Genomic DNA, 17,957 nt, shown 5'->3' on the forward strand with positions numbered 1-17,957 from the left:
TACGTACGCCCTCACGAAGCGCTCGGCATGAAAAGTCCGGGAGACTTGTATGTGCCGTCCACCCGAATTTATCCAGGGTGCTTGCCCGATGTGGAATATCCGGCAGAAATGAAAGTTCGAAGCGTCAGGCAGGACGGATCGATCAAGTGGAACGGCAAGTTGGTATTTATCAGCGAGGCGCTGTCCGGGGAAAGGATAGGGCTCAAAGAAGCTGAAGATGATGCTTGGGATTTGTACCTGTGTGATTATCCCTTGGGGAGGCTTGGACGAGGTATGACCCGCGTCCAGGCCTCAAATGTGTAAACGATGTCCCCGGTTTCAGATGTAAACGATGTCTACGGTTCTACACCCCGATGCAGCCGACGCGGTTTAAAACCCTAAACCGGCTTGGCGCCCATGAGCCCGGCAATCGCCACAAACCCCACCAGGCTTACCACCGCCAGCACCAGGGTGAAATTCAGGCTGCCACCCTCGCCTTTGCGCAGCCGGTTAAGCCGTGCCACCAGCCAGAACCAGGCCAGCGCGGCCACGGTGTAGAGGATGCTGGAACCCAGGATCCAGGTCTGCCCCAGCGGCCAGCCGACCAGGTGCACCAGCCACCAGCCGGTAAACGGCATGCTGACCATGCAAACACCCATCAGCAACCACACGAACGCCCACGGGCGCTGCACAGTCACGGCCGGGCCGGCGCTGCGCTTGCGCCAGGCCAACAGCGCCAGGCCGAGGCCGCTGAGCAGCAGCAACACCGTGGCGGCGATGTGGATAACTTTGAGGGTGGTCAGGGTTTCCATATGTCGTTTTCCTTAAAGGCCGCCCCAATCAGCGTAGTCGCTCAACCGAGAAACAGTTTGTAGGCCGGGTTATCGCTTTCATCCCAATACGGGTAGCCAATGGCTTCCAGGGCCGCCGGGACCAGGTGACGCTCGCTCGCCGGCACTTGCAGACCGGCGACCACACGGCCGTCAGCGGCACCGTGGTTGCGATAGTGGAACATCGAGATGTTCCAGCGTCCGCCCAATTTGTTAAGAAAGTTGAACAGCGCCCCAGGACGTTCCGGGAATTCGAAACGAAACACCACTTCATCACTGACCTTGGCCGCATGCCCGCCGACCATATGGCGGATGTGCAACTTGGCCAGTTCGTTCTCGGTCAGGTCCAGCACCGGGAAACCCTGGCTGGTGAGGCTGGCGATCAGCGCACTGCGCGGGTCGTTTTCCGGATGGGTCTGCACGCCGACAAAGATGTGCGCTTCGCTGCCGGAGTGGTAGCGGTAGTTGAACTCGGTGATCTGGCGCTTGCCCACCGCCTCGCAGAACGCCTTGAAGCTGCCCGGTTTCTCAGGGATGGTCACGGCAATAATGGCTTCGCGACCTTCACCCAGCTCGGCGCGCTCGGCCACATGGCGCAGGCGGTCGAAGTTGACGTTGGCGCCGGAGTCGATGGCCACCAGGGTCTGGCCGGTGACGCCACGGGTCTCCACGTATTTCTTGATCCCCGCCACACCCAGCGCGCCGGCCGGCTCGGTGATGGAGCGGGTGTCGTCGTAGATGTCCTTGATCGCCGCACAGATTTCATCGGTGCTGACGGTGATCACTTCATCCACATAGTGTTTGCAGATGTCGAAGGTGTGCTGGCCGATCTGCGCCACCGCCACGCCATCGGCAAAGATACCCACGGTGGGCAGCACCACACGCTCGCCGGCGGCCATGGCGGCCTGCAGGCAGTTGGAGTCGTCCGGTTCGACGCCGATGATTTTGATCTCCGGGCGCAGGTATTTCACGTACGCCGCAATGCCGGCGATCAGCCCGCCGCCGCCCACCGGTACGAAAATCGCGTCCAGGGGCCCTGGGTGCTGGCGCAGGATCTCCATCGCCACGGTGCCCTGCCCGGCAATGGTGTGCGGATCGTCGTAGGGGTGAATGTAGACGTAGCCTTTTTCGTCGACCAGCTTGAGCGAGTAGGCCAGGGCTTCCGGGAAGGAATCGCCGTGCAGCACCACTTTGCCGCCACGGGAGCGCACGCCTTCGACCTTGATCTCCGGAGTGGTCTTGGGCATCACGATCGTGGCCTTGACCCCCAGCACCTTGGCCGCCAGGGCCAGGCCCTGGGCATGGTTGCCCGCCGAGGCCGTGACCACGCCGCGCGCACGCTCTTCAGCCGTCAATTGAGTCAGCTTGTTGTACGCGCCGCGAATCTTGAACGAGAACACCGGCTGCAGGTCTTCACGCTTGAGCCAGACCTTGTTGCCCAGCCGCTCGGAGAGCTGGCGGGCGGTCTGCAGCGGGGTTTCTACGGCAACGTCATAGACGCGCGAGGTGAGGATCTTTTTGACGTACTGTTCAAGCATCGGCGGAAATCACTGGGCGGGTTGGGCAGGGCCAAGGAGTCTAACCCAGCGTTTGGCCGGGCGACCACACGAATCCGGAGGTTTTGTTGGGTTATACTCGCGCCCCTCTTTACTCCCCGCCCGTTCCGGAGCCCGCATGACCCAGGATCAACTCAAACAGGCAGTGGCCCAGGCCGCCGTCGATTTAATCCTTCCCAAACTCGACGACAAGAGCATCGTCGGTGTCGGCACCGGCTCCACCGCCAACTGTTTTATCGATGCGCTGGCCCGGCACAAAGGCGCGTTCGACGGCGCCGTGGCCAGTTCCGAAGCCACCGCCGCGCGCCTCAAGGGCCATGGCATTCCGGTGTACGAGCTCAACACCGTGAGCGACCTGGAGTTCTACGTCGACGGCGCCGATGAAAGCGACGAACACCTGAACCTGATCAAGGGCGGCGGTGCAGCCCTGACACGCGAGAAGATCGTCGCGGCGGTGGCCAAGACCTTTATCTGCATCGCCGACGCCAGCAAGCTGGTACCGGTGCTCGGCGCGTTCCCGCTGCCGGTGGAAGTCATCCCGATGGCCCGCAGCCACGTGGCTCGCGAGCTGGTGAAGCTGGGTGGCGATCCGGTGTACCGCGAAGGCGTGTTGACCGACAACGGCAACATCATCCTCGACGTGTTCAATATGCAGATCACCAACCCGGTGGAGCTTGAGACCCAGATCAACGCCATCGTCGGCGTGGTCACCAACGGCCTGTTCGCGGCGCGTCCGGCGGATGTGCTGCTGCTGGGCACTTCCGAAGGCGTGAAAACCCTTAAAGCCTGATGCAAAACCCAATGTGTCTCAGGGATTGGGTTTCTTGAACACGTAGAACAGGTTCGGCTCGCTGACCAGATACAACGTGCCCTCGTCATCCATGGCGATCCCTTCGGCCTGGGGCACCCGTTTTTTCAGGCCATGGCGCCCATTGAGCAGAGACAGGCTGCTCAATGGGCGACCGTCGATATCCAGCTCCAGCACCAGGAACGACTCATCCGACAGCGCCAGCAAATGACCGCTGCGCTCGTCGTATTGCAGGCTCGACAGGTCGCGCACAAACAACCCGGCATCGCGCTTGGGGTTGTTGATCACGTGCACCGAGTAGGTTTTTTCCGGTTTGAAATGGGGAAAACCGTGGACCTCGTAGATCAGCATCGGGTCGCGTTCCTTGGCCACGAACAGGCGCTTGCCCACCGAGTCATAGGCCAACCCCTCAAACCCCTTGTTGCCCCCGACATGCAGGCCCAGGGTCATCTGTTCCGCATCGGCGGCGTCGAGGAATTGGGTATCGTCGTCCACATGCACCTTGATCAGCCGCTGCTGGCGCTCGTCGGTGATGACATAGATGTTGTCGCTGATAAATTCCACCGCCTCGGCATCACCAAACCCCACCAACGGGATGCGTCGCAGGATCTTGCCCTCAAGGGACAGCTCGATCAGCTCGGCATTTTTATTGGTGACGGTAAACAGGCTCTTGCGTACCGGATCGTAGGTGAGGGCCGAGACATCGTCGTCGAGCCCTTCGATAACCTGGGCCTCAAGGGTCACTCGGTAATCCGCCAGGCCGATGGAGCGCTCGTCCGCCGGCTGACGCCAGGCCTGCCAGTTGAACCAGGCGCGCTCGAACAGGCGAAAGTGCTGCGCAACAGCCCCGGCGCTGACCAGGGCGATCAACACCAGCATAAAGAGAATGGGTTTGGGGCGGGCAAATCGACGCATCGGGCGGTGCTCAAAGTCAAAAGTGGCGAATGAATATCACGCCTGTCTGAATTTAAACTTAAACGCACCCTGGTGTCTGGCGAATGCCGCTAATAGAGAAATATCCGACGTGATTCGTCTGTTATTTCTGCTTTTCGAAACGATAGAACAGGTTTGGCTCACTGACCATATAGAGCGTGCCGTCCTCATCCATCGTTACCCCCTCCGCACGGGGGATGGTGTTCTTGAGGCCGTTGAAGCCACCGAGCAGGGTCATGAAGCTGACTTGTTCACCCTTCTCGTCCAACTCCAGCAACAAGTGGGAGTCGGCCGATAACACCAGCAGATGGCCGGTGCGCGGGTCGATGGCCAGGGCCGAAAGGTTGCGCATGTCCAGCTCTTTGCTGGCCAGTTTCTGCTTATCGCCGACCAGGGTCTGGCTGCCGTCGCTTTTCCAGGTGAACAACGCCGGCGGCCGCTCTTCACCCAGCACAAATTGCTGATTGCGCTTGTCCCAGGTAAGCCCCTCGAACGCTTTGTTCTGATCCTTGGACGGGCCCAGGTCATAGCTCGGGAAGTCGGCCTTGTTCAATTGCTGGGTGGCAGCGTCGATCTTGACGATGGTCAGATTGTGCTGGCGTTCGTCGACCACGGCCATCAGGCCATTTTCCATCACGGTCAAGCCTTCCGGGTTGTCCCAGCCATTGAGCGGCATCTTGCGCAATACGTCGCCTTGCAGGCTCAGCTCGACCAGGAACGGGTTTTTACCCATGACGGAAAACAGGGTTTTGGTCTGCGGGTTATAGGAGACGTCCGAGGCTTCGTCTTTCTCCATGCCCGGCAAAACCTTGGCGTCGATGACAACGTGATAGTCAGGCAACCACACGCTTTCGCTGCGCTCGGCGGGCGTTTCAAAGCCCTCCAACAGCCACAGCACGCCGCGATCATCCCAATGCATGGCCCAGGAAATGCCGTACACGATGGCACCCGCCAGAAATAGCCAGGAATACCAGCGCAAGGCAAAGCGAGAGCGCGGTTTGGGTGTGGCGGAAGGCAGGGACACGGCCATTGGGTGCTTTTCCGGAAAGTCAGCGGTAGGTGATAGCACAGGATCAATGGACCCGCGCGCAGGAGGCTGAGGATTATCCGGATGGGGTGTGAAAAAAATGCAAAAGCCCATGCATTAAATGGACTCGGACCCAATGTGGAAGGGGGCAAGCCCCCTCCCACACCAGGTGCTTATCGAACGCTGCTTTCGAAGCGGTTTACGCCGGTCAATTCCAACACCAGGTCATCACCCACATTCAACGGGCCCACGCCGGCCGGGGTGCCGGTGAGGATCACATCGCCAGCCTGCAGCGAGAAGCAGCCGGCCATGTACTGGATCATCGGCACGATCGGGTTGAGCATGCTCGCGCTGTTGCCGTCCTGGCGCACTTCGCCATTGATGGTCAGGCGAATGCCAATATCGGTCACGTCCGCGAAGGTGCTGCCGACCACGAACGGCGCAATCACCGCCGCGCCGTCGAAGGACTTGGCGATTTCCCACGGCAGGCCCTTGGCTTTCAGCTCGGATTGCTTGTCGCGCAGGGTCAGATCCAGGGCAGGGGCGAAGCCGGAGATGGCGTCCAGCACTTCTTCGCGGCTGGGCTTGTTCGACAGCGGCTTGCCGATCAGCACTGCGATTTCCGCCTCGTAGTGCACCGAGCCGCGCTCGGTCGGAATGCTGAAACCGCCTTCCAGCGGGACGACGCAACTGCCCGGTTTGATGAACAGCAACGGCTCGGTCGGCACCGGGTTGTCCAGTTCCTTGGCATGTTCGGCGTAGTTACGCCCAATGCACACCACCTTACCCACGGGAAAGTGGATGTTGGTGCCGTCGACATACTTGTGCTGGTAGCTCATGAAACGACTCCTTCGGGGGCGGTTAAACAGCGAAGATCTTGCCAGGGTTCATGATCCCGTTCGGGTCGAACACTGCCTTCACTGCTTTCATGTATTCGATCTCGACCGGCGAGCGGCTGTAGGTCAGGTAATCACGCTTGGTCATGCCCACGCCATGTTCGGCGGAGATCGAACCGTTGTACTTCTGAACGGTTTCGAACACCCACTTGTTCACGGTGGCGCACTTGGCGAAGAACTCATCCTTGCTCAGGTTTTCCGGCTTGAGGATGTTCAGGTGCAGGTTGCCGTCGCCGATATGGCCGAACCAGACAATTTCGAAGTCCGGATAGTGTTCGCCGACGATCGCGTCAATTTCCTTCAAGAATGCCGGCACTTTCGAGACAGTGACCGAAATATCGTTCTTGTACGGCGTCCAGTGGGAAATGGTCTCGGAGATGTACTCGCGCAGTTTCCACAGGTTGTGCAACTGGGTTTCGCTCTGGCTCATCACGCCGTCCAGCACCCAGCCCTGCTCGACGCAATGCTCGAAGGTCTCCAGCGCGTGGTTGGCGACTTCTTCGGTGGTGGCTTCGAATTCCAGCAGCGCGTAGAACGGGCACTCGGTTTCGAACGGGGCCGGCACATCGCCACGGCCGAGGACTTTGGCCAGGGCCTTGTCGGAGAAGAACTCGAAGGCGGTCAGGTCCAGCTTGCCCTGGAAGGCGTGCAGCACCGGCATGATCGAGTCGAAATCGGTGGTGCCGAGCACCATCGCGGTGAGGTTTTTCGGCGCACGGTCCAGGCGCATGGTGGCTTCGACCACAAAGCCCAGGGTGCCTTCGGCGCCGATAAACAGTTGGCGCATGTCGTAGCCGGTGGCGTTCTTGATCAGGTCGCGGTTCAGCTCCAGCACATCGCCCTTGCCGGTGACGACTTTCATGCCGGCCACCCAGTTGCGAGTCATACCGTAGCGAATGACCTTGATCCCGCCGGCATTGGTGCCGATATTGCCGCCGATCTGGCTGGAACCGGACGACGCGAAGTCCACCGGGTAGTACAGGCCATTTTCTTCGGCGACGTTCTGCAATTGCTTGGTGACGACGCCCGGCTGGCACACCGCAGTGCGGTCGGTGAGGTTCACGTCGAGGATCTGGTTCATATAGTCGAACGAGACGACCACTTCGCCATTGGCCGCCACGGCAGCAGCCGACAGGCCGGTACGACCACCGGATGGCACCAGCGCCACCTTGTGCGCATTGGCCCAACGGACAATGGCCTGCACCTGCTCGGTGGTCTTGGGGAACACGATGGCGGTCGGCGCGGGCGCGAAGTGCTTGGTCCAATCCTTGCCGTAAGCCTCCAGGGAGTCGGCGTCGGTCAGCACTTTGCCGGGCTCAACCAGGGTCTTTAGCTCATCAATCAGGGCAGGATGGGTCATCGACAGAACTCTCGAACAATTCATGGTCATCCTGAGAACGCTTCACGTCGCAGGAATAGGTGTTTAGCGGGGCGCGTATGCTAGCATACCGCCCCCGCAGGACAGAGCCCAAGGGCGTTTCTGCGGTGACGGCTTTCCTGCCGTCCGGGTCAGCTTAAGCGATCCGATTCCCTGCCATTTTTCTCCGGGATACAGGTTTACGCAGATGAGCAAGACTTCTCTCGATAAGAGCAAGATCAAGTTCCTTCTTCTGGAAGGCGTCCACCCATCGGCCGTCGACGTACTGAAGGCCGCCGGGTACTCCAGCATTGAGTACATCACCAGTTCTCTGCCGGAAGCCCAGCTCAAGGAAAAGATCGCCGACGCGCACTTTATCGGCATTCGCTCCCGTACTCAGCTGACCGAAGAGATCTTCGATCACGCCAAGAAACTCGTGGCGGTCGGCTGTTTCTGCATCGGCACCAACCAGGTCGACCTCGACGCAGCGCGCGAGCGCGGCATTGCAGTGTTCAACGCCCCGTACTCCAACACCCGTTCCGTGGCGGAGCTGGTGCTGGCCGAGGCCATCCTGCTGCTGCGCGGTATCCCTGAGAAGAACGCTTCCTGCCACCGTGGCGGCTGGATCAAGAGCGCGGCCAACTCCTTCGAAATCCGGGGCAAGAAGCTGGGTATCGTCGGTTACGGCTCGATCGGCACGCAACTGTCGGTACTGGCCGAAGGCCTCGGCATGCAGGTGTTCTTCTACGACACCCTGACCAAGCTGCCATTGGGCAACGCCACCCAGGTGTCGAGCCTGACCGAGCTGCTGGGCATGTCCGACATCGTCACCCTGCACGTTCCGGAAACCGCCGAGACCCAGTGGATGATCGGCGAGAAGGAAATCCGCGCCATCAAGAAAGGCGGCATCCTGATCAACGCTGCACGGGGCACCGTGGTCGAGCTGGACGCCCTGGCCGACGCGATCAAGGACAAGCACCTGATCGGCGCCGCAATCGACGTGTTCCCGGTGGAGCCTCGCTCCAACGACGACATCTTCGAAAGCCCGCTGCGTGGCCTGGACAACGTGATCCTGACCCCGCACATCGGCGGCTCCACCGCTGAAGCCCAGGCCAACATCGGCCTGGAAGTGTCGGAGAAGCTGGTCAAGTACAGCGACAACGGGACCTCGGTCTCGTCCGTCAACTTCCCGGAAGTGGCCCTGCCGGCTCACCCTGGCAAGCACCGCCTGCTGCACATCCACCAGAACATCCCGGGCGTGATGATGGAGATCAACAAGGTCTTCGCGGAAAACGGCATCAACATCTCCGGCCAGTTCCTGCAGACCAACGAGAAGGTCGGCTACGTGGTGATCGACGTCGACGCCGAGTACTCGGACCTGGCGCAAGAGAAGCTGCAACACATCAACGGCACTATCCGTAGCCGCGTGTTGTTCTAACGCTGCAAACGCTGCATAAAAAATGGGAGACCCGCAGGGGCCTCCCATTTTTTTGCCTGAACACATCTTACTTGACGTTAACCGTGATCACTTTCGAGGCTACAGTGGGCTCGAATTGGCGATGCACGTTGTCGCCTGCGACCAGTTGCAGGGTGTGCTTGCCTGGAGCCAGGGTCAGTTCGGTTTCAGTCTGCGCCTTACCGAAGTGAATCGACGTGGCGGTGGCTGGAATGGCCTCATCAGCCTTCAGCGACTGTACATCCTGGTCTACCAGCAGATGATGGTGGCCGGCGTTAGGTACTTGCTTGTCGATCGGCTCAAGGTCCAGGCCCTTGACGCCGAATTTGACGGTGAAGGTTTTGTCGACGGTCGCGCCATCCTTGGGCGAGACGATAAACACCTCAGCTCCCTTGGGCGCGGGGGTACGCGGAACATCGGCGGCATTCGCCAACATCGAGGCACCCAGCAACAGGCTGGCAATGGTTGCACGGGACAATAGGGCTTTCATTCGCTTCTCCAGTTTTTCCATGAAATCTGTAGGGTTCTGACAACTTCGCGACAAATTGCTGTCCAAGGCACTCACCACCATAGCAAAGCGATGCTGAACGGCGCCTCGCACATTCGAATTCTTTAGGAGTGACCATGCGCTTTTCGCCTGGCCTGTTACTGTTGCTGCCCCTGCTGAGCCCCCTGGCTCATGCCGAACTGATCGACGATGTAAACGATCGCGGCGAACTCCGCATCGCCCTTGAAGCCAACACACCACCGTACAATTTCAAGGAAGGCGACAAACTCACCGGCTTTGAAGTCGAGCTGGGTGAATTGCTGGCCAAGGAAATGGACGTGCGCCCTTCGTTTATCACCACAGACGACGCCGACATGCTGCCGGGGGTCTCAACCGGCAAATACGATGTGGCCATCAACCATGTCGCTATGACTGCCGAGCTTAAGGATCAGTTCGATTTCAGCGAGGCTTATCACGACAAGCCTGAGCTGGCGATCCCGTTCCAGAAAGGCAACCCGGCCTTCAAGACCAGCCTGGACGGGGCGCTGAAGCGGGTGAAGGACGATGGCCGTTTAAAGGCGCTGTCCCAGAAGTGGTTCGAGGACAAGGCCTCTACAGGCGCGCCAACGCCAGTGCCGCCGCAGGCAACTCCAGCTCACTGAACACCTGCACGCCATGGCGCTTGAGCAGCGCCGCCGTTACGCCCTCGCCACTGACCTTTACACCGGTGAAAGTACCGTCATAGGTCAGCAGGTTGCCGCAGGACGGACTATTGGCCTTGAGAATGGCGATGCGGATGTGATGGCGCTGCACCAACGCCAAGGCTTGCCGGGCGCCGTCGAGGAAGGCGGCGCTGAAGTCTTCGCCCTCGGCCGTCAGCACCTGGGCGCGGCCTTCCCAGACATCGATGCCCTGCCCACCTGGAATCTCGGCAGAGGGCCTGGGCGTCGGCAGACCGCCCGACACTTCCGGGCAGATCGCAACCACGCGCCCTTCAGCCTGCCACGCCGCCAGTTGATCGAACGGCCCGCTGGCCCCACCGTCGTAGCGCACCTTGTGGCCAAGCAGGCAGCGGCTGATCAGAATCTTTTGCATGGTTAGAACGGCTCGTTACCGCGCCGACGGAACCAGCCGGTGAGGGACAGGCGCTCGCGCGTAGCCGGCATGACTTCGTGGGGCACTTCGCCCGACAGGAACACCACCAGGCATCCACCGCTGGGCACCACGTCGTATTCCACGCCGTCCTTGAGGTACATGCGCAACTGGCCACCGTGCTCGGGCAACCAGGCGTCGTTCAAGTAGATCACCGCCGAAACCATGCGCCGATCATCGTCGCGGAACCGGTCCAGGTGTCTGAGGTAAAACGCGCCGGGGGGATACATCGCGAAGTGGCTTTCGAAATCCTCAAGGCCGAGGAACAAACCACGGTTCATCGCCAGGCGCAGCGTGTCCATCAACGCCATATAGCTGTCGCAGACCGCCGCGTCGCCCTCCTCCAGCCACTGGATATGGTCGCCGCGAATACCCTCGCGAATCTCCTGGGCCGGCCCGCGCCCCACTGCCGCCGGGGCCAGCTCACCCTCGGCCGCACGTTTACGGCACTCAGCCGCCAGTTCCAGGGTCAGAGCCTGGGGCAGGAAGCCGTTCTGCTGCGACCAGCCTTTTTCGGCCAGGTCATCGACGATGCGTTGCAGCAGGGGGTGATCGAGGGGTATTTGCATGGCGCGCATAGTATCCATACGCCTGTGAATCCGACAGAGCCGCCGAGCGTCTGAATACACTTTAGTCAGCGGACTGATAGGACTTCTCGACAAATCCTACGCCCGACACGGACAATAGTGGCCGACTGACAGGAGTCCATATGCGTCGTTTGTTTTTTTCCTTGCTGATGTTCTGCGTTTTGCCCGCCTGGGCAGACGGCCATGACCAGTTGTACAAGGTCGCCGGCTGGGCCGAACAACGTGCGCATTTCAATGACGCCCTCAGTGCCGCCCAGCAACGCTACCGCAACAGCCTGCCGCCGGCGGTGTACCAGGCGCTGGTGGACAATAGCAATAAGCGCTTTGCCGCCCAGGCCATGGACCAGCGCGCCGAAGCCCAGTTACGCAAGCACCTGGCGGACCCTGCGCCGGCCCTGGCGTTTTTCCAATCACCCCTGGGCCGCAAGGTCGTTGCGGCCGAGTTACTGGCCACGCGCCGTGACCAGTTGGCAAAAAACGCCCAAGGCCTGCCGCACATCGAGGCCGATGCCACCCGCAGCCTGATCATCGGCCACCTGGCACAGGCCCTGCCCGCCCGCGAAGCCGGGGCGGAGGTCAGCCTGGCGATCGCCGGCGTGGCCGCCGACAGCTTGAGCCAGATGATCCCCGGCCTGCTGGGTGGCGGCCAGGCCCAAGGCATGTTGAATGGCCAGCGTGAGCGGCTGATGCAACAGATTGGCAATGACCTGAACAACACTCTGCTGTACGTCTATCGGGATTTGTCCGACCCGGAGCTGGAGGAGTTCGCGACGTTTGCGGAGTCACCGGAAGGTAAGGCGTATTACCAGGCGGCGCTGGCGGCGATTCGCGCAGGTCTGGCAGTCGGCCAGAGCACCTCAAGCCTGACGCAGTAATAAAATGTGGGAGGGGGCTTGCCCCCGATGGCAGTGGGTCAGCTACAGATAAGCTGACTGATGCACCGCTATCGGGGGCAAGCCCCCTCCCACATTTGGATTGTGTTATTTCAAATGGTCTGTCAAATACCGGAAGTACTCTTCGCGAATCTGCGGAATCTCATTCGCCAGGTGATGCCGGCCGCGCGGCAGCATCAACACCTCGGGCTGGTCGAACTTGCCCCGCAGCACCTGCAAGTTGTGCTGCCAATCCACCGTCATGTCTTCCTCACCCTGCACAATCACCGGCCGCCGAGGGCTGCGTGGCGCGGCTTCGATGCGTTTGATCCAGCGCGCCAGGGCGCCTACCCAGGCGGTGGGCAGTTGCCGGGGTTGCAGCGGGTCGGCTTCCAGGAACGGCTTGAACGCCGGGTCGTGAGTGTTCTCGCTGAAACGCCGGGCGATGCCTTTGACGAACGGGCGCAACAGGTAATAGCTGAGCTGCGACCACCCCCACGCACGCGGCCGCACCAGCGGTGAGAGCAGGAAGGTCTTGCCTTGTGCCGGACTGGTAGCACCATGGTTGACCAAGTGATCCACCACCACCGCGCCGCCGGTGCTTTGCCCGAACAAGTGCCAGGGCTGCGGCAATTGCAGCGCTTGGGCCTGGACGAACAGCGCCTGCACCACTTCCTGGTACACGGCAAAATCATCGATGCTGGCGCGCGCGCCGCTGGACAAGCCATGGCCGGGCAAATCGCAGGCGATTACCACAAAGCCCTGGTCCAGGGCCCAGTCCACCACGTGGCGATACAGGCCCATATGGTCGTAGAAGCCGTGGAACATAAACATCGTCGCCACCGGCACGGGCGGCCACCACACCTGGGCGACCACCTCGAACCCAGCCACCTCGAAACGCCCCAGCCGACTCACTGTCGGCACGTTGCGTGCACTCAGGTCCAGTCCGTAGAAACGCTGGTAGACCCGCGCTTCGGCTGAAAGCGGTTGCGCATCCACCAGGGGCCGCAGGCTTTCGCGAAGGTGATCAGGGTCAAAGGTCACAGGCATAAAGGCTTCCAGACTTGCGGCGAAGATGAATATCGAGCTGCGATATTCATCTGTCAGGACAAGCATGGCAAGCTACGCGACCTGCGAGGATAGATCCGAATGCGACAGCCTTACCGTAACGCCCTGTTCGCCAGCCTGATCCTGATCATCTGCGCCGGCGTGCTGTGGGCGGCGTATGACTGGTTCCAGGGCCGCTACCTGCGCGCCTTCAGCGAACACACCGCGGTATTCTCCGGCGACCCTCTGCGCCTGCCCGCCGAACTCAGCGGCCCCGGTCCGATCCGCCTGGTGCATTTCTGGGATCCGGCGTGCCCGTGCAATGTCGGCAACCAGCAGCACTTGGGCGAGTTGATCGAGCAATACGCGCCCCAGGGCGTCGAGTTCTATGCCCTGCAAAAAGCCGGCAGCCACGGCCAGTTGCCCGATAACCTGCGCAAGATGAAAACCCTCACCGCCCTGCCCGGCGCCGACCAGGTGCCGGCCAGCCCGGCCGTGGGCATCTGGGACCGCACCGGCAAGCTCGCGTATTTCGGGCCCTACAGCGAAGGGCTGACGTGTAACGCCAGTAACAGTTTTATCGAGCCGATCCTGAAAGCCCTTGAAGCCGGCCGAGACGTGAACGCCACGCACACCCTGGCGGTGGGCTGCTATTGTTCGTGGTCGAAAGATGAGTAGCCCGCCACCCCACTCTTGGTAAGGAATGTTCATGAAGCGCGTCCTGCAGGTTCTTGCGGTTCTGCTGGTGCTGATCGGCCTCGGTGCGGGCTGGTACGTCTACAGCAAGCAACCCACCCGCCAGGGCACGGTTGAACTGGCCAACCTGCAACGCTCGGTCACCGTGCGCTACGACGACCGTGGCGTGCCGCATATTCGCGCCGAGAACGAGACCGACCTGTACCGCGCCCTGGGCTACGTGCATGCCCAGGACCGCCTGTTCCAGATGGAGATCATGCGGCGCCTGGCCCGTGGCGAATTGGCCGAGGTGCTCGGGCCGAAGCTGCTGGAGACCGACAAGCTGTTCCGCAGCCTGCGCATTCGCGACCGCGCCGCCACCTATGTGGCCCAGCAGGACCATGAGTCGGCGCACTGGAAGGCCCTGCAAGCCTATCTGGACGGGATCAACCAATATCAGGACAGCCACGCCCGCCCGATGGAGTTCGACGTGCTGGGCATCCCCAGGCGCGCGTTTACCGCCGAGGACACCATCAGCGTCGCCGGGTACATGGCCTACAGCTTTGCCGCTGCGTTTCGTACCGAGCCCTTGCTGACTTACGTCCGCGACCAACTGGGCAGCGACTACCTGAAAGTCTTCGACCTCGACTGGCAACCCGGGGGCGCCCTCAACCTCGCCGACAGTGACTGGAACGCCCTCGGCGCCCTCGCCGCCCTGAGCGCACAGGCCCTGGCCGACAACGGCTTGCCGCAGTTCGAGGGCAGCAACGCCTGGGCCATCAGCGGCAGTCGCACCCAGAGCGGCAAACCGCTGCTGGCGGGTGACCCGCATATTCGCTTCTCGGTGCCGTCGGTGTGGTACGAGGCGCAGTTGTTGGCGCCGGGCTTCGAGCTGTATGGCTATCACAACGCGCTGGTACCCGTGGCGTTCCTGGGGCACAACCTGGATTTCGGCTGGAGCCTGACCATGTTCCAGAACGACGACCTCGACCTGATCGCCGAAAAGGTCAACCCGGACAACGCCAACCAGGTCTGGTACCACGGCCAGTGGGTCGACATGACCCGCAGCGAGCAACAGATCGCCGTCAAAGGCCAGGCACCGGTCAGCCTCACCCTGCGCCAGTCACCCCACGGCCCGATCGTCAATGACGTGCTTGGCGAGAACGGCGGCAAGACGCCGATTGCCATGTGGTGGGCGTTCCTCGACACCCAGAACCCGATCCTCGAAGGTTTCTACCAGCTCAACCGCGCCGACACGTTGGCCAAGGCCCGTACGGCGGCGTCAAAGGTGTCCGCACCGGGGCTGAATATCGTGTGGGCCAATGCCAGGGGCGATATCGGCTGGTGGGCGGCGGCCCAGTTGCCGATTCGCCCGGCAGGTGCCAACCCAGGGTTTATCCTCGACGGCAGCACCGCCGAGGCCGACAAGCCGGGCTTCTACCCCTTCAGCGCCAACCCCCAGGAAGAAAACCCGGCGCGTGGCTATGTGGTCTCGGCCAATGCCCAGCCGGCGTCGCCCACCGGCATGGAAATCCCCGGTTATTACAACCTCGCCGACCGGGGCCAGCAGTTGAACGCGCAGTTGAGCGACAAGAGCGTGAAGTGGGATGTGACCAACAGCCAGGCCCTGCAACTGGGCACCACCACCGCCTTCGGCCCGCGCCTGCTGGCGCCGCTGTTGCCGGTGCTGCGCGAGGTGGTCACGGACCCGGCGCAGTTGAAGCTGGTGGAACAGCTTGCCGGCTGGAAGGGTGACTACCCGCTGGGTTCCACCAGCGCCACGCTGTTCAACCAGTTCCTGTTCAACCTCGCCGACGCGGCCTTCCACCCGAAGCTGGGTGACGGGATGTTCAAGACCCTGCTCACCACCCGCGTGATCGACGCCGCCCTGCCCCGCCTGGCTGCCGACCCGGCCTCGCCCTGGTGGGACGGCAAGCGCGCCGACACCGTCAAACGGGCCTGGGACAACAGCCTCGCGCACCTCAAGGCCACCTTCGGCGATGACCCGACGCAATGGCAGTGGGGCAAGGCCCATACCCTGACCCACGGCCATCCGCTGGGCTCGCAGAAACCCTTGGACCTGATCGTCAACGTCGGCCCGTTCCCGGCCCCCGGCACCCATGAAGTGCCGAACAACCAGTCGGCCGTCATCGGCCCCGCGCCCTGGCCGGTGACCTACGGCCCGTCCACCCGGCGCCTGATCGACTTTGCCGACGTGGCCCACGCCCTCACCATCAATCCGGTGGGGCAAAGCGGCGTGCCGTTCGACAAGCACTATGGCGACCAGGCCGAGACTTATATCGAAGGGGGTTACGAGCAGGCGCATTTCACCGATGAGGAAGTCACGGCCAATACCCGCGGCACGCTGAAACTGCTGCCGGCGCGATAACCCCTTGGAAATCGGTCAACCTGCGGAAGGGGCTTAGACCGGTGCCGCAAAATTGAGCCGGAACTGTTGCGGCGTCACGCCCAGCCGGCGGTTGAACACGCTGCGCATGTGCTGGGCATCGCGAAACCCGCATTGATAGGCCACGGTCTTCAGCGGCGCATGTGTGCTTTCGAGCATCACCCGCGCCGCATCCACCCGCGCCCGTTCGACAAACTCCGCTGGCGTAATCCGCGCCTCACGGGCAAACACCCGGGAGAAGTTGCGCGCGCTCATGTTGGCGGCCTTGGCCAGGTCGGCGATGGTCAGGTCGCCGGTCAGGTTCGCCAATACGTATAACTGCACCAACGCCACCGCCGAGGTGGTTTCGGCGTGGGGCGTGAGGAACGGGCTGAACTGCGACTGCCCGCCGGAACGCTGGGTGAATACCACCAGGCGCTTGGCCACGCTCAACGCCACTTCCGGGCCGTGGTCCTGGGCCAGCAGGTACAGCGACAGGTCGATGCCTGCCGTGACGCCCGCCGAGGTGTAGAGGTTGCCGTCCTGTACGTAGAGGCGGTCGGCTTCGACCTGTGCGCGCGGGCACAAACGCACCAGGCCTGCCGCATCATTCCAATGCGTCGTAACGGTTTTTCCATCCAGCAACCCGGCGCGCGCCAGCATGAAGGCGCCGTTGCAGATAGAACCAAAGCGCTGCGCCCGGGCGGTTGCGCCACGCAGCCAATCATCGAACGGCGCGCCGAAATCCTCGAAGGGCAATTGCGGGCCGCCGGCAACCAGCAACAGGTCATAGGCTTGCTGGGCATCGCTGTAATGCCGGTGGGCCTGCAATGCCAAACCGTTGGAGGCGGCCATGGTGCCGTGGGCAAGCCCGATGACCTCGATCCGGTAGTGATCCTGAGGCGGCAGAAAGCGGTTGGCTTCGCAGAACACATCCATGGGGCCGCTCACATCCAGTGACTGGACGCCGGGGAAGATCAGGATGGCGACGGTTTTGTGCATGCTCACAGACACCTTTTTCAGCTGAATAAAATGCAAACCCCGGGGGATTTTCCCAGGCTTCGAGAGTGATATCGCCGGCTACACCCTAGCTGATTTTGCCTTGGCACGATGTCGCGGCAGATTGGCCGGGATCGCACCCTCGTCACCGTGGCCGCTTCACGGGCGCACGACCAGACTGGAGGCTTTCCAGAGGAGAACCACCATGACCACCACCATCGCCGGTATCAAGATCCCGGACAGCGCCCTGGCCAGGGCCACCACCGACTACATCCGCGACATCGAATCCGACCTGCTCTACCACCACTCGCGCCGGGTGTTCCTGTTCGGCGCATTGAGCGGTGAGCGCAAGCAACTGGTCTACAACCCGGAGCTGCTTTACGTCGGCGCCATGTTCCATGACCTGGGCCTGGTAGAAGGCCATCGCAGTGATGACCAGCGTTTCGAAGTGGACGGCGCCAACGCCGCCGCGGCCTTCCTCAAGCCTTACGGGCTGAGCGACGACGATATCGAACAGGTGTGGCTGTCTATCGCCCTGCACACCACGCCGGGGGTGCCGCAGCACCTGCGCCCGACCGTGGCACTGGTGACCGCCGGTGTGGAAATGGACGTGCTGGGCATGGACTACGCCGCGTTCAGCAGCGTGCAGCGCGAAGCCGTGGTGCATGCGCATCCACGCGGGGAAGGGTTCAAGGAGTGCATCATCTGCGCGTTTGCCGACGGCTTGCGCCATCGCCCGCAGACCACGTTCGGCAACGTGAAGACCGATGTGCTGGTGGATCAGGAACCGGGGTTCAAGCCGATGAATTTTGTCGAGGTGATTCGCAAGTCGCCGTGGTTGGCGTAGCGGAGTTGAAATGCGATCAAATGTGGGAGGGGGCTTGCCCCCTCCCACATTTGGACCGCACAG

18 protein-coding genes and 1 pseudogene are annotated in these 17,957 nt (G+C 61.8%); 8 read left to right on the forward strand and 11 right to left on the reverse strand.

Annotated elements, in window-relative coordinates; translation table 11 throughout:
- Positions 1-303: pseudogene (locus BM416_RS24790) on the forward strand (IS481 family transposase); the annotation flags it as partial.
- A gap of 74 nt (positions 304-377) precedes the next feature.
- Here the strand turns inward: BM416_RS24790 and BM416_RS24795 are convergent.
- Together BM416_RS24795 and ilvA are read right to left on the reverse strand one after the other, a co-directional pair.
- Complete coding sequence (locus tag BM416_RS24795; RefSeq protein ID WP_065938081.1) at positions 378-791, reverse strand: DUF2269 family protein; 414 nt, start codon at positions 789-791, stop codon at positions 378-380.
- A gap of 41 nt (positions 792-832) precedes the next feature.
- Positions 833-2,347 carry a threonine ammonia-lyase, biosynthetic gene (ilvA, locus tag BM416_RS24800; RefSeq protein ID WP_092489804.1) on the reverse strand — a complete coding sequence of 505 codons (1,515 nt, stop codon included), beginning with the start codon at positions 2,345-2,347 and terminating at the stop codon, positions 833-835.
- A gap of 136 nt (positions 2,348-2,483) precedes the next feature.
- Between ilvA and rpiA the strand changes: the two genes are divergently transcribed.
- Positions 2,484-3,155, forward strand: a complete 672-nt coding sequence (gene rpiA / locus BM416_RS24805) for a ribose-5-phosphate isomerase RpiA (protein ID WP_027608421.1) — start codon at positions 2,484-2,486, stop codon at positions 3,153-3,155.
- An 18-nt stretch (positions 3,156-3,173) separates the two neighbouring features.
- Here the strand turns inward: rpiA and BM416_RS24810 are convergent, their stop codons facing one another.
- The 4 genes from BM416_RS24810 to BM416_RS24825 form a co-directional block, all read right to left on the reverse strand.
- Positions 3,174-4,088, reverse strand: coding sequence for an SdiA-regulated domain-containing protein (locus BM416_RS24810; protein WP_027608420.1), 915 nt, complete (start codon positions 4,086-4,088; stop codon positions 3,174-3,176).
- A gap of 121 nt (positions 4,089-4,209) precedes the next feature.
- Positions 4,210-5,136, reverse strand: a complete 927-nt coding sequence (locus BM416_RS24815) for an SdiA-regulated domain-containing protein (RefSeq protein WP_027608419.1) — start codon at positions 5,134-5,136, stop codon at positions 4,210-4,212.
- A gap of 170 nt (positions 5,137-5,306) precedes the next feature.
- Positions 5,307-5,972: a fumarylacetoacetate hydrolase family protein gene (locus tag BM416_RS24820; RefSeq protein ID WP_027608418.1), complete on the reverse strand. Its 666-nt coding sequence runs from the start codon at positions 5,970-5,972 to the stop codon at positions 5,307-5,309.
- A 22-nt stretch (positions 5,973-5,994) separates the two neighbouring features.
- Entirely contained in the window at positions 5,995-7,389 is a 1,395-nt protein-coding gene (locus tag BM416_RS24825) for an FAD-binding oxidoreductase (RefSeq protein WP_092489805.1), read from the reverse strand.
- Positions 7,390-7,594: 205 nt separating this feature from the next.
- Here BM416_RS24825 and serA point away from each other — a divergent pair, with 205 nt between their 5' ends.
- The gene (gene serA / locus BM416_RS24835; protein WP_027608416.1) at positions 7,595-8,824 is read left to right on the forward strand and encodes a phosphoglycerate dehydrogenase; all 1,230 of its coding nucleotides are present in this window, start codon (positions 7,595-7,597) and stop codon (positions 8,822-8,824) included.
- Between the two features lie 67 nt (positions 8,825-8,891).
- Here serA and BM416_RS24840 read toward each other — a convergent pair whose 3' ends face one another.
- Positions 8,892-9,332 (reverse strand): DUF4399 domain-containing protein, encoded by a 441-nt coding sequence (locus BM416_RS24840; RefSeq protein ID WP_027608415.1) that lies wholly within the window; start codon positions 9,330-9,332, stop codon positions 8,892-8,894.
- 134 nt (positions 9,333-9,466) lie between these two features.
- Here BM416_RS24840 and BM416_RS24845 point away from each other — a divergent pair, with 134 nt between their 5' ends.
- Positions 9,467-9,991: a transporter substrate-binding domain-containing protein gene (locus tag BM416_RS24845; RefSeq protein WP_092489806.1), complete on the forward strand. Its 525-nt coding sequence runs from the start codon at positions 9,467-9,469 to the stop codon at positions 9,989-9,991.
- On the opposite strand, the gene BM416_RS24850 is transcribed toward BM416_RS24845, so the two are convergent.
- Both BM416_RS24850 and BM416_RS24855 read right to left on the reverse strand, forming a co-directional pair.
- Positions 9,942-10,424, reverse strand: a complete 483-nt coding sequence (locus BM416_RS24850) for a 2-thiouracil desulfurase family protein (protein WP_027608414.1) — start codon at positions 10,422-10,424, stop codon at positions 9,942-9,944. The two genes, BM416_RS24845 and BM416_RS24850, sit on opposite strands and share 50 nt — an antisense overlap.
- Before the next feature lie 2 nt (positions 10,425-10,426).
- A complete protein-coding gene (locus tag BM416_RS24855) occupies positions 10,427-11,059 on the reverse strand; it encodes a 2OG-Fe(II) oxygenase (RefSeq protein WP_065924356.1) in 633 nt (210 codons plus the stop codon).
- Between the two features lie 131 nt (positions 11,060-11,190).
- Between BM416_RS24855 and BM416_RS24860 the strand changes: the two genes are divergently transcribed.
- Positions 11,191-11,943 carry a DUF2059 domain-containing protein gene (locus BM416_RS24860; RefSeq protein WP_027608412.1) on the forward strand — a complete coding sequence of 251 codons (753 nt, stop codon included), beginning with the start codon at positions 11,191-11,193 and terminating at the stop codon, positions 11,941-11,943.
- Positions 11,944-12,048: 105 nt separating this feature from the next.
- On the opposite strand, the gene BM416_RS24865 is transcribed toward BM416_RS24860, so the two are convergent.
- Positions 12,049-12,990: a phospholipase BipL gene (locus BM416_RS24865; protein ID WP_092489807.1), complete on the reverse strand. Its 942-nt coding sequence runs from the start codon at positions 12,988-12,990 to the stop codon at positions 12,049-12,051.
- Between the two features lie 99 nt (positions 12,991-13,089).
- Here BM416_RS24865 and BM416_RS24870 point away from each other — a divergent pair, with 99 nt between their 5' ends.
- Both BM416_RS24870 and BM416_RS24875 read left to right on the forward strand, forming a co-directional pair.
- Positions 13,090-13,665: a DUF6436 domain-containing protein gene (locus tag BM416_RS24870; protein ID WP_092355751.1), complete on the forward strand. Its 576-nt coding sequence runs from the start codon at positions 13,090-13,092 to the stop codon at positions 13,663-13,665.
- A 31-nt stretch (positions 13,666-13,696) separates the two neighbouring features.
- Positions 13,697-16,051, forward strand: a complete 2,355-nt coding sequence (locus tag BM416_RS24875) for a penicillin acylase family protein (protein ID WP_092489808.1) — start codon at positions 13,697-13,699, stop codon at positions 16,049-16,051.
- Positions 16,052-16,084: 33 nt separating this feature from the next.
- On the opposite strand, the gene BM416_RS24880 is transcribed toward BM416_RS24875, so the two are convergent.
- On the reverse strand, positions 16,085-17,050 hold the full coding sequence (locus tag BM416_RS24880; protein ID WP_092489809.1) for a GlxA family transcriptional regulator: 966 nt from the start codon (positions 17,048-17,050) through the stop codon (positions 16,085-16,087).
- 202 nt (positions 17,051-17,252) lie between these two features.
- On the opposite strand from BM416_RS24880, the gene BM416_RS24885 reads away from it, so the two are divergent.
- A complete protein-coding gene (locus tag BM416_RS24885; RefSeq protein WP_092489810.1) occupies positions 17,253-17,894 on the forward strand; it encodes an HD domain-containing protein in 642 nt (213 codons plus the stop codon).
- Positions 17,895-17,957: the final 63 nt, after the last annotated feature.

Origin of the sequence: Pseudomonas sp. NFACC42-2, from assembly GCF_900116055.1 — a bacterium.
Taxonomy (GTDB): Bacteria; Pseudomonadota; Gammaproteobacteria; order Pseudomonadales; family Pseudomonadaceae; genus Aquipseudomonas; species Aquipseudomonas marginalis.

Excerpts from the sequence above, each read along its gene's own strand:
- BM416_RS24795 (WP_065938081.1), bottom strand. The coding sequence starts at position 791 with ATGGAAACCCTGACCACCCTCAAAGTTATCCACATCGCCGCCACGGTG.
- BM416_RS24870 (WP_092355751.1), top strand. The coding sequence starts at position 13,090 with ATGCGACAGCCTTACCGTAACGCCCTGTTCGCCAGCCTGATCCTGATC.
- BM416_RS24855 (WP_065924356.1), bottom strand. The coding sequence starts at position 11,059 with ATGCGCGCCATGCAAATACCCCTCGATCACCCCCTGCTGCAACGCATC.
- BM416_RS24840 (WP_027608415.1), bottom strand. The coding sequence starts at position 9,332 with ATGAAAGCCCTATTGTCCCGTGCAACCATTGCCAGCCTGTTGCTGGGT.
- BM416_RS24885 (WP_092489810.1), top strand. The coding sequence starts at position 17,253 with ATGACCACCACCATCGCCGGTATCAAGATCCCGGACAGCGCCCTGGCC.
- BM416_RS24820 (WP_027608418.1), bottom strand. The coding sequence starts at position 5,972 with ATGAGCTACCAGCACAAGTATGTCGACGGCACCAACATCCACTTTCCC.
- BM416_RS24825 (WP_092489805.1), bottom strand. The coding sequence starts at position 7,389 with ATGACCCATCCTGCCCTGATTGATGAGCTAAAGACCCTGGTTGAGCCC.
- BM416_RS24845 (WP_092489806.1), top strand. The coding sequence starts at position 9,467 with ATGCGCTTTTCGCCTGGCCTGTTACTGTTGCTGCCCCTGCTGAGCCCC.
- BM416_RS24860 (WP_027608412.1), top strand. The coding sequence starts at position 11,191 with ATGCGTCGTTTGTTTTTTTCCTTGCTGATGTTCTGCGTTTTGCCCGCC.
- BM416_RS24875 (WP_092489808.1), top strand. The coding sequence starts at position 13,697 with ATGAAGCGCGTCCTGCAGGTTCTTGCGGTTCTGCTGGTGCTGATCGGC.
- BM416_RS24815 (WP_027608419.1), bottom strand. The coding sequence starts at position 5,136 with ATGGCCGTGTCCCTGCCTTCCGCCACACCCAAACCGCGCTCTCGCTTT.
- BM416_RS24810 (WP_027608420.1), bottom strand. The coding sequence starts at position 4,088 with ATGCGTCGATTTGCCCGCCCCAAACCCATTCTCTTTATGCTGGTGTTG.
- rpiA (WP_027608421.1), top strand. The coding sequence starts at position 2,484 with ATGACCCAGGATCAACTCAAACAGGCAGTGGCCCAGGCCGCCGTCGAT.
- serA (WP_027608416.1), top strand. The coding sequence starts at position 7,595 with ATGAGCAAGACTTCTCTCGATAAGAGCAAGATCAAGTTCCTTCTTCTG.
- BM416_RS24850 (WP_027608414.1), bottom strand. The coding sequence starts at position 10,424 with ATGCAAAAGATTCTGATCAGCCGCTGCCTGCTTGGCCACAAGGTGCGC.
- BM416_RS24865 (WP_092489807.1), bottom strand. The coding sequence starts at position 12,990 with ATGCCTGTGACCTTTGACCCTGATCACCTTCGCGAAAGCCTGCGGCCC.
- ilvA (WP_092489804.1), bottom strand. The coding sequence starts at position 2,347 with ATGCTTGAACAGTACGTCAAAAAGATCCTCACCTCGCGCGTCTATGAC.
- BM416_RS24880 (WP_092489809.1), bottom strand. The coding sequence starts at position 17,050 with ATGCACAAAACCGTCGCCATCCTGATCTTCCCCGGCGTCCAGTCACTG.